This window comes from Pseudomonas sp. 44 R 15 (genome assembly GCF_900004965.1).
GTDB lineage: Bacteria > Pseudomonadota > Gammaproteobacteria > Pseudomonadales > Pseudomonadaceae > Aquipseudomonas > Aquipseudomonas orientalis_A.
In genome coordinates, this window is record NZ_CVTU01000114.1 from 244,045 (window position 1) to 253,961 (window position 9,917).

Genomic DNA, 9,917 nt, shown 5'->3' on the forward strand with positions numbered 1-9,917 from the left:
AACGGCCGACGCGAGGTCGGCCGTGGAACACCGCCGCACAACTGCGGCTCTCAATTAATGACCCGCCGACGGTTCGGCGGATCATGCTCGTCAAAGGCTCGACGATTAATGCTTACTTGGCACCCAGTGCCAGTTTGGCAACTTGTGGTGCCGGCTGGTAGCCCGGAATCACTTGGCCGTCGGCCAAAACGATGGCCGGTGTGCCGTTCACACCGATGGACTGGCCCAGGGCGAACTGCTTGGAAACCGGATTGGCGCATTTGGCCGCCTTGATTTCCTTGCCATCGACCATCTTGTCCATGGCCGCCTTCTTGTCGGCCGAGCACCAGACCGCCTGCAACTGCTCATCACCCGGCGAACCGAGGCCCTGGCGTGGGAACGCGACGTAGCGCACTTCCACACCGAGCTTGTTCAGCGCCGGCACTTCGGCGTGCAGCTTGTGGCAGTACGGGCAGGTGGTGTCGGTGAACACGGTGATGTGGGTCTTGGTTTCACCGATGGCCGGGTACACCACGGTCTCAGCCACCGGAATACCGTTGATCAGCTTGGACACGCCGAGGCGCTCGGCTTTCTCGGTCAGGTTGACCGGTTTGCCGTCCTTGAGCTGGAACAGGTAGCCCTGAACGATGTACTGGCCGTCGGCACTGGCGTACAGCACGCGGCTGCCCTTGAGCTTGACTTCATACAGACCGGCCATGGGGCTGGCGCTGATGCTTTCGATGGGAGTATCGAGTTGCAGGTTGACCAGGCTCTTGCGAATGGCCTGCTCAGCCGCATCGTCGGCGACAGCAAAGGTGGAAACCAACGCAATGGCTGCGGCGGCAATAATCTGGGTCAAGCGCATGGTAACTCCTGAAGGCAGATGCAGGGACGGGTGCCGCCACGCCGATTGGAAACCAGGGTGTGGACCGTCGCCTTTGCGAACCGACAAAGCCTACCACAGTTGGGCCGCAGGGCAGCCCGCAGCCGGAAAAATCGGGATTTTTCAGCCGCGTGGATGGTGCCTGGCGTGCATCTCCTGCAAGCGCGCCCGTGCCACATGGGTGTAGATCTGGGTGGTGGACAAGTCGCTGTGGCCGAGCAGCATCTGTACCACGCGCAGATCCGCGCCATGGTTGAGCAAGTGGGTGGCGAACGCATGACGCAAGGTATGCGGCGACAGGGACTTGCCGATCCCGGCCACTTTGGCCTGGTGCTTGATCCGGTGCCAGAAGGTCTGGCGGGTCATCTGCTCGCCACGCAGGCTGGGGAACAGCACATCGCTGGGACGGCCACCGAGCAGTTCGTGACGCGCATCGCGCAGGTAACGCTCGACCCACACAATCGCCTCCTCGCCCATCGGCACCAGGCGTTCCTTGCTGCCCTTGCCCATCACCCGCAACACGCCCTGGCGCAGGTTGACCTGCTCCAGGGTCAGGCTGATCAGCTCGGTGACCCGCAGCCCGCAGGCGTAGAGCACTTCCAGCATGGCGCGGTCGCGCTGGCCGATGGCCTCACTGAGATCCGGCGCGGCCAACAGAGCCTCCACGTCAGCTTCCGACAAGGATTTAGGAAGAGGCCTACCTAATTGCGGCATATCCACTTGTAGAGTTGGATCGACTGCGATGAGCTTTTCACGCAACAAGTAGCGATAAAAGCCACGCACACCGGAGAGAAATCTCGCGGTGGATCGCGGCTTGTAATGTTGCTCGAGGCGCCAGGCCAAGTGATCGAGGATCAGCTCGCGCCCGGCATTGATCAGCTCCAGGTTTTTCTCCTGCAGCCACCCGTTGAACAGGGCCAGGTCGCTGCGGTAAGCCTGGCGCGTGTTGTCGGAGAGGCCTTTTTCCAACCAAAGGGCGTCAAGGAAGCGGTCGATCAGGGGGTGGTCAATGGCGGGCATGGTTACTCAAGCGACGCGGCACGGGGCTCGGCGCCCTTTTATTTAGTGAACTGTGGCAAGGGCCACTAGTCTTTCATAGCCCGCTACTTCTAGGAACAGGAAGCTTTAATGAACGAACAACAGATCTTGTTGGCTTTCGGCGGTATCGGTGTGGCCGCGCTCGGCTGCCAATGGCTGGCCTGGCGCCTGAAATTGCCGGCGATTCTGTTTCTGTTATTGAGCGGAATCCTGGCAGGGCCGGTACTTGGCTGGCTCGACCCGCAGGAAATGTTCGGCCCGTTGCTGATGCCATTGGTGTCGCTGGCCGTCGCATTGATCCTGTTTGAGGGCAGCCTGACGCTGCATCTGTCGGAATGGAAGGAGATCGGCAGCGTGGTTCACCGACTGGTGACCCTTGGCGCACTGACGACCTGGGCGGTGATTACCCTGGCAACCCACTGGCTGTTGGGTTTCGACTGGATGCTGGCGCTGCTGTTCGGCACCCTGACGCTGGTCACAGGCCCGACCGTCATCGTGCCGATGTTGCGCGTGGTACGCCCCAAGGCGTCCATCGCCAACATCCTGCGCTGGGAAGGCATCGTCATCGACCCCATCGGCGCGCTGCTGGCCGTGGTGGTCTACAGCTTTATCATCGCCAGCGCCTCGGGCGATGGCTTGAGTCACAGCCTGCTGACCTTTGGCGGCGTCATCCTGTGCGGCAGCCTGTTCGGGATTGCCGGAGGCTGGGTGCTGGGCCTGGTGATGCGCCGCCAGTGGTTGCCGGAATACCTGCACAACCTGGCCACCCTGGCAGCGGTGCTGGGGGTGTTCATCGCCTCCAATCAGGTCATGCATGAGTCCGGCCTGCTGGCGGTGACACTGATGGGCATGTGGATGGCGAACATGAAGGGCGTGGACGTGCGGCACATCCTGCACTTCAAGGAGAACCTCAGCGTCCTGTTGATTTCCGGCTTGTTTATCCTGCTGGCGGCGCGCCTGGACCTGAACGCATTGATCGCCCTGGGGCCTTTTGTGCTGATTCTGCTGCTGATCATTCAGTTCATTGCGCGCCCGCTGAACGTTGCTGTGTCGACCGTCGGCTCGAAACTGAGCTGGCGCGAACGCGCACTGCTGGCCTGGATCGCCCCGCGCGGGATTGTGGCCGCAGCGGTGTCGGCGATTTTTGCGATTCGCCTGGATGAGGCCGGCCACGAAGGTGCGTTGTTGCTGGTGCCGCTGACGTTTGCGGTGATTATCGGCACGGTGGTGCTGCAAAGCGCGACTGCGCGCCCTCTGGCGCGCTTGCTGAAAGTGGCCGAGCCCGCGCCAAGCGGCTTTCTGATCGTCGGCGCGAACGCCCCGGCCCGCATCCTCGGCAAAGCCCTGCAACAGTTGGGCAGCCGAGTGCTGCTGACCGATTCAAGCTGGGAAAACATTCGCGCCAGCCGCATGGAAGGGCTGCCGACCTACTTCGGCAACCCGGCATCACAGCATGCCGAGTCCCATCTGGACCTGGTCGGTCTGGGGCATTTGCTCGCGCTGTCCCCTTCCGGCGAATTGAACACCCTGGCCACCATGCGCTTTCGTCATGACTTCGGGCATCGCCTGTTCGCCTTGGCCAACAGCCAGGAAAGCCGTCGCACCGACAAGCACCGGGCCAGCGGCGAGCACCGTGGGCACTTGCTGGGCAGCCAGCCGCTGAGCTACACCAAGCTCGCCAGCCTGCTGGGGCAAGGCGCCGAACTGTATACCACGCAACTGACCGATGGGTTTGGCTGGAGCGACTATCAGGCACTGCATGGGGAACGGGCGACGCTGCTGTTTGCCCGCGATAACAGCGGCTGGGTGCATGTGGTCACGCCTGAGAGCGATATGAAACCGTTGGCGGGATGGACATTACTGGCAGTCATTCAGCCTGGTCAGGCCTGAGGGCGCACGGCACAAATCGCAGGCACAAAAAAGCAGCCCGCAGGCTGCTTTTTTCTGCATCGGGAAGCTGGACTTAAGCCAGTTTTTCCTTGATGCGAGCTGCTTTACCGGACAGGTCACGCAGGTAGTACAGCTTGGCTTTGCGTACGTCACCGCGACGTTTCACAGCCATGCTGTCGATTTGCGGGCTGTAGGTCTGGAAAGTACGCTCTACGCCAACACCGTTGGAGATTTTACGAACAGTGAAAGCACTGTTCACACCACGGTTACGCTTGGCGATTACCACGCCTTCGAACGCTTGCAGACGCGAACGGTCGCCTTCCTTCACTTTCACCTGAACGACAATGGTGTCGCCCGGGGCAAAGGTAGGGATCTCTTTGGTCATCTGCTCTGCTTCGAGTGCAAGGATGATTTTGTTAGTCATGCTGTGCTCCTAAGGTAAGTCAATGGACCTACCATCGATACGTTGTTAACTATCGTCCCGCGCGAGGATGTATTCCTCGAGCAGCTTCTTCTCTTCTCCAGAAAGCGAGCGGCTTTCCAGAAGATCGGCGCGTCGTTCATAGGTCCGACCAAGGGACTGCTGTAAACGCCAACGCCGGATGTGTGCGTGATTGCCACTTAGCAATACGTCGGGAACACGCTGATCCGCATACACCTCCGGACGGGTGTAGTGCGGGCAATCCAGCAAACCATCCGTGAAGGAATCTTCCTCCGCGGAGTCCGCATGCCCTAAAGCTCCAGGCAGCAGTCGTGTAACCGCATCTATCAGGACCATCGCCGGCAGCTCGCCGCCAGACAGGACATAGTCCCCAATCGACCACTCTTCATCGACATGAGCTTCAATAAAACGCTCGTCAATGCCTTCATAGCGACCGGCAATCAGGATCAGTGCCTCCTCATTCGCCAGTTCGCCTACCGCAGCCTGTTTCAGCTGACGGCCTTGAGGGGACAGGTAAATAACCTTCGCCTTCTCCCCGGCGGCTGCCTTGGCCTGGGCCAACGCGTCTTCCAGGGGCTTGATCTTCATCACCATGCCCGGGCCACCGCCAAATGGGCGATCGTCCACAGTGTGATGTCGATCCGTCGTGTAGTCTCGCGGGTTCCAACAGGTAAGCTGCAACAGCCCCTGTTTCACCGCCCGACTGGTGATGCCGTACTCGCTGATGGCGGAGAACATCTCGGGAAACAAACTGATCACTTCAATGCGCAAATTAGCCACGCTTAGAAGTCCGCGTCCCATTCCACCTTCATCTCGCCCGCTGCGAGGTCGACGGCCAACACGCACTGCCCGGTATAGGGCAACAGGCGTTCGCGATCATCCAGGCTGCCAGCGCAAGGCTTGACCACCATTACATCATTGGCGCCGGTTTCCAGAAGATGATCGATTTTCCCGAGCAGTTGCCCGAGTTGATCAATAACCTTCAGACCTTCCAGCTGGTACCAGTAGTACTCGCCGTCGGTCAATTCAGGGAACAGGTTGCGCGGCACGCAGATCTCATAACCAGCCAGAAGACGAGCTTCTTCACGATCATCAAGACCCTTGAGCTTTGCGACCAGGAACTTGTCGCTCCCGCGTCCACTGACCAGCTCGACCTGTTTCACGCTGCCTTCGCGCTTGAGCGTCCAGGTTTTGTACTGCAACAGGTTTTCAGTCGGATCAGTAAAGGAATACACCTTCACTTCGCCGCGAACGCCATGAACAGAGTAAATCTTGCCGATAACGATCAAATCATCAGCAACAGTTGGCGTCGCGTTCATATTGCTCAGGCTGCGGCCTTAGCCGAGTCTTTCAACAGCTTGGCAACGCGCTCGGATGGCTGTGCACCAACGCTCAGCCAGTAGGCTACGCGCTCTTGGTTCACGGACAGACGAACTTCCTGACCTCGAGCGATCGGGTTGAAGAAGCCAACTTGTTCCTTGTGAGAGCCGTCACGTGGGTTGCGGCTGTCAGTTACGGTCAAGTGGTAAAACGGGCGCTTTTTGGAGCCGCCAAGGGCAAGACGGATTGTTAGCATGTGAACATCGTTCCTGTAGTCGGTGCTGCAAATCTAAATGCACAGCGGGCATAGGTGCCCGAAAGGCCGCATATTCTAAGGAATATCCGGACTTTTGCAAATGTCTTTTTCCGGCGCCTACCCGCGTGCCATTCAGATCTGCTATAGAGCCGTCGGTTAAAACGGCAGGTCAGCGCCCGCCAATGGCGGGTTTGCTGGAGATCCCGCATCCCTGCGGGTCGGAGCGCAAGCAGCGCCTGCGCTCGAATTCTTTACATCTTGGGCATGCCGCCGCCGGGCAACATACCGCCCATGCCGCGCATCATCTTGGCCATGCCGCCCTTGGCGGAGAATTTCTTCATCATCTTCTGCATCTGCTTGTGCTGCTTGATCAAGCGACCGATGTCCTGCACCTGGGTGCCGGAACCCATGGCGATCCGGCGTTTGCGCGAACCGCTGATCAGCTCAGGGTCGCGGCGCTCGGCCGGGGTCATGGAGTTGATGATGGCTTCCATCTGCTTGAACTGCTTCTCTGCCGCGCCCTGGGCGTTGCCCATTTGCGCCAGGTTCACGCCGCCGATGTTCGGCAGCTTGTCCATCAGCCCGCCAAGGCCACCCATGTTCTTCATTTGTTGCAGCTGATCGCGGAAGTCTTCGAGGTCGAAGCCCTTGCCCTTCTTCAGCTTTTTGGCCAGTTTGTCGGCCTTGTCCTTGTCGAGCGTGGCTTCGGCCTGCTCGATCAGGCTGAGCACGTCGCCCATGCCGAGGATGCGCGAGGCGATACGCTCGGGGTGGAACGGCTCGAGCGCGTCGCTCTTCTCGCCCATGCCGATGAACTTGATCGGCTTGCCGGTGATGGCACGTACCGACAGCGCGGCACCGCCACGGGCGTCGCCGTCGACCTTGGTGAGGATCACGCCGGTCAGCGGCAGCGCGTCACCGAAGGCCTTGGCGGTGTTGGCCGCATCCTGGCCGGTCATGGCGTCGACCACGAACAGCGTCTCGACCGGGTTGATCGCGGCATGCAGCGCCTTGATCTCGCCCATCATCTCTTCATCGATGTGCAGGCGACCGGCGGTATCGACGATGACCACGTCGATGAACTTGAGTTTGGCTTCTTTAATGGCCGCGTTGGCAATGTCGACCGGCTTCTGGCTCAGGTCCGACGGGAAGAAGGTCACGCCCACTTCGCCCGCGAGCATTTCCAACTGTTTGATGGCCGCCGGACGGTATACGTCGGCCGACACCACCATCACGGACTTCTTCTTGCGCTCTTTAAGGAAGCGCGCCAGCTTGCCGGCGGTGGTGGTCTTGCCCGCACCTTGCAGGCCGGCCATCAGCACAACGGCCGGAGGCACGGCGCTGAGGTTCAAGTCTTCGTTGGCTGCGCCCATCAGGCTTTCGAGTTCGGCCTGGACGATCTTCACGAAGGCCTGGCCCGGGGTCAGGCTGCGCGACACTTCGGTGCCGACCGCGCGTTCCCTGACCGAGTTGACGAAATCCTTCACCACCGGCAAGGCCACGTCGGCTTCCAGCAACGCCATGCGCACTTCACGCAGGGTGTCTTTAATATTGTCCTCGGTCAGCTTGGCCTTGCCGGTTACATGGCGCAGCGTCTGCGAGAGACGGTCAGTCAGGTTTTCAAACATGCGCGATCCTTTCAGGCCCTATTCAACGAAATGCATTGGTAGACCGAGGTAATGGCGGCCCAGGCTGTGGTAAATCGCTATTAAACATAGCGCTCGGCGAGCCTGCGGCGTGGGCAGGTCGCGGATTATAGCGAAGACTGCGCCCGTGCACACCCGCTGTCTGGCGGGGGAGTCTTTCGTGCGGCGCAGGTGTGTGCCAAACTCAGCGCCTTTCGGGCTTGTCTATCAGGATTTATGCTCCCCTTGTCACCCAGTTTGCTACCCAGCCTCGCCGCCGCCCTCTTGTATGCCGCTGCGACCCTCTATCAGGGCTCTCGTCTGGCCCAAGGCGCCAAAGCGGACAAACGTCTGCTGACAGGCCTTGGCGTCCTCGCCCTGCTGGCTCATGCCGCCAGTCTGTTTACGCACCTGATGACCCCGGTCGGCCTGGGCCTGGATTTTTTCAGCGCCGCCAGCCTGATCGCCGCCGCCGTGATCGCACTGACGCTGCTGGCGTGCTACCGGATTCCGGTCGAGAACCTGCTCGTGCTGCTGTTCCCCCTGGGCGTGCTCACAGTGCTGCTGGCGCAATTCGCCCCCACCGGCACCGTACAGGTGATCGATGAAGAGCCGGGCATCCTCGCGCACATCCTGTTGTCGATCCTCGCCTACGGCATGTTCACCATCGCGGTGTTCCAATCGCTGCTGGTACTGCTGCAAGACCACCAGCTCAAGCACAAGCACCCCTCCGGGTTGATCAAGAACTTCCCGCCGCTGCAAACCATGGAAAGCCTGTTGTTCGGGTTCCTGTGGGCCGGCTGGACATTGTTGTCGCTGTCGCTGATCTCCGGCTGGCTGTTCGTCGAGAACCTGTTCGCCCAGCACCTGGTGCACAAGACCTTGCTCGCCTGCCTGGCCTGGATCGTGTTCAGCGTGTTGCTGTGGGGTCGCAACCGCCTCGGCTGGCGCGGGCACAAAGCCATCCGCTGGACCCTGGCCGGTTTCTGCCTGCTGATGCTGGCCTATTTCGGCAGCAAGCTGGTTCGCGAATACATCCTGCATATCTGACGAGCGGCGATCATGGACAACTTGCCCCTTGGGCCGATGCTCGCCGTAATTGCCCTGCTGCTTTTATGGGCGGCGCTGTTTACCGCCATCGAAGCCGCGCAACAACACCTGCTGGCCCTGCGCCCCGGCACACGCCAGGGTGACAAGGCGGCCGCACGCCTGAGTTTCCCGCGCCACAGCCTGATCCTGTGCAACAGCCTGAGCCGCGCAGCCGTGGTCATCCTCTGCACACTGCTGGCGATCCATGCCTGGGCGCAGAACGGGCCATGGCTCGGCGGGTTGATCGCCTGCGCATTGCTGCTGATCCTCGCCGACTACCTGCCCCGCGCCCTGGCTACCCGCTATCCGCACGCCATACTGGGTTTCGGCAATGCGCTGCTGGGCGTGCCGCTGAAAATCCTGTATCCCGTTGCCTGGCTGCTCAATGGCATCAGCCTGATGCTGCTGCGCCCGTTCGCGCGCAAGGCCGGCGTGGTGAGAAACAGCGACGAGCCTTCGTCCGACCACCACGACGAACCACACCCTGATGCCGATGAAGAGCCTATGCCCGGCATGCCTGGCATCCATGCCCTGGACAACATCACCGTCAATGACATCCTGGTGCCGCGCAGCGAAGTGGACGGCATCAACCTGGATGACAAGATCGAGGAGATCATCGAGCAACTGCGCACTTCCCAGCGCACGCGGTTGCCGGTGTTCCACAGCGACATCAACCAGGTCGAAGCGGTGCTCAACACACGGCAGATCCAGCACCTGCTGGCCGACGCCAGCCTGACCAAGGAAGCGCTACTGGCCGCCTGCCACGAACCCTACTTCGTGCCGGAAAGCACGCCGTTGCAGCTGCAACTGCTGAATTTCCACAAGCAACAGCGCCGCCTGGGCATGGTGGTGGATGAGTACGGCGAAGTGCTGGGCATCGTCACCCTGGAAGACATCCTGGAAGAAATCGTCGGCGAATTCGAAAGTGATCAGACTGTGGATAACCCCCACATCGAAGCCCAGCCGGACGGCCGCTACATCATCGACGGCGCGGCTTCGATCCGCGAACTGAACAAAAGCCTGGGCTGGCACCTGCCCAGCGACGGCCCCAAGACCCTCAACGGCCTGGTCACCGAGGCGCTGGAGACCATTCCGGACTGCGCGGTATGCCTGAAGATTGGCCGCTATCGCCTGGAAATCCTCGAGACCGAGGACAACCGGGTAAGCAAGGTGCTGATCTGGCATACCAGCCATGTGCCTGTAGCCGCATAATCCCGACAAACTAAAATCCAATGTGGGAGGGGGCTTGCCCCCGATAGCCATAGGCATCTACACAACTCTGTAGCACCCAACCGTAACCCCGATGCGAAGCGAGTCGCTCTTGATCTTGATCTGCTTTTGATCTTGATCTCAGGCGCCCCGTTAAACCACGCTGGCCGAACGCAGGCTTGAATC

Annotated in this window: 10 protein-coding genes; 3 read left to right on the top strand and 7 right to left on the bottom strand. The window is 60.5% G+C overall.

The window, feature by feature from the left end; genetic code table 11:
- Window positions 1-112: 112 nt before the first annotated feature.
- Window positions 113-844 (bottom strand): thioredoxin fold domain-containing protein, encoded by a 732-nt coding sequence (locus tag BFP93_RS23650; RefSeq protein ID WP_057723916.1) that lies wholly within the window; start codon window positions 842-844, stop codon window positions 113-115.
- 141 nt (window positions 845-985) lie between these two features.
- Window positions 986-1,882 carry a site-specific tyrosine recombinase XerD gene (gene xerD, locus BFP93_RS23655; RefSeq protein WP_065895134.1) on the bottom strand — a complete coding sequence of 299 codons (897 nt, stop codon included), beginning with the start codon at window positions 1,880-1,882 and terminating at the stop codon, window positions 986-988.
- A gap of 108 nt (window positions 1,883-1,990) precedes the next feature.
- Here xerD and BFP93_RS23660 point away from each other — a divergent pair, with 108 nt between their 5' ends.
- Window positions 1,991-3,790 carry a cation:proton antiporter gene (locus tag BFP93_RS23660; protein ID WP_065887524.1) on the top strand — a complete coding sequence of 600 codons (1,800 nt, stop codon included), beginning with the start codon at window positions 1,991-1,993 and terminating at the stop codon, window positions 3,788-3,790.
- Between the two features lie 73 nt (window positions 3,791-3,863).
- On the opposite strand, the gene rplS is transcribed toward BFP93_RS23660, so the two are convergent.
- From rplS to ffh, 5 genes are all read right to left on the bottom strand, one after another.
- Complete coding sequence (rplS, locus tag BFP93_RS23665; protein ID WP_003175895.1) at window positions 3,864-4,214, bottom strand: 50S ribosomal protein L19; 351 nt, start codon at window positions 4,212-4,214, stop codon at window positions 3,864-3,866.
- A gap of 45 nt (window positions 4,215-4,259) precedes the next feature.
- A complete protein-coding gene (gene trmD, locus BFP93_RS23670; protein WP_170876018.1) occupies window positions 4,260-5,033 on the bottom strand; it encodes a tRNA (guanosine(37)-N1)-methyltransferase TrmD in 774 nt (257 codons plus the stop codon).
- On the bottom strand, window positions 5,015-5,551 hold the full coding sequence (gene rimM / locus BFP93_RS23675; RefSeq protein WP_057723919.1) for a ribosome maturation factor RimM: 537 nt from the start codon (window positions 5,549-5,551) through the stop codon (window positions 5,015-5,017). The genes trmD and rimM overlap by 19 nt, the downstream gene beginning before the upstream one ends.
- 5 nt (window positions 5,552-5,556) lie before the next feature.
- Complete coding sequence (gene rpsP / locus BFP93_RS23680) at window positions 5,557-5,808, bottom strand: 30S ribosomal protein S16 (protein WP_003238923.1); 252 nt, start codon at window positions 5,806-5,808, stop codon at window positions 5,557-5,559.
- A 251-nt stretch (window positions 5,809-6,059) separates the two neighbouring features.
- Window positions 6,060-7,436, bottom strand: coding sequence for a signal recognition particle protein (gene ffh / locus BFP93_RS23685; RefSeq protein ID WP_065887523.1), 1,377 nt, complete (start codon window positions 7,434-7,436; stop codon window positions 6,060-6,062).
- A 234-nt stretch (window positions 7,437-7,670) separates the two neighbouring features.
- On the opposite strand from ffh, the gene BFP93_RS23690 reads away from it, so the two are divergent.
- Together BFP93_RS23690 and BFP93_RS23695 are read left to right on the top strand one after the other, a co-directional pair.
- Complete coding sequence (locus BFP93_RS23690) at window positions 7,671-8,483, top strand: cytochrome C assembly family protein (RefSeq protein ID WP_065895135.1); 813 nt, start codon at window positions 7,671-7,673, stop codon at window positions 8,481-8,483.
- 12 nt (window positions 8,484-8,495) lie between these two features.
- On the top strand, window positions 8,496-9,734 hold the full coding sequence (locus tag BFP93_RS23695) for a transporter associated domain-containing protein (protein ID WP_065895136.1): 1,239 nt from the start codon (window positions 8,496-8,498) through the stop codon (window positions 9,732-9,734).
- Window positions 9,735-9,917 lie beyond the last annotated feature (183 nt).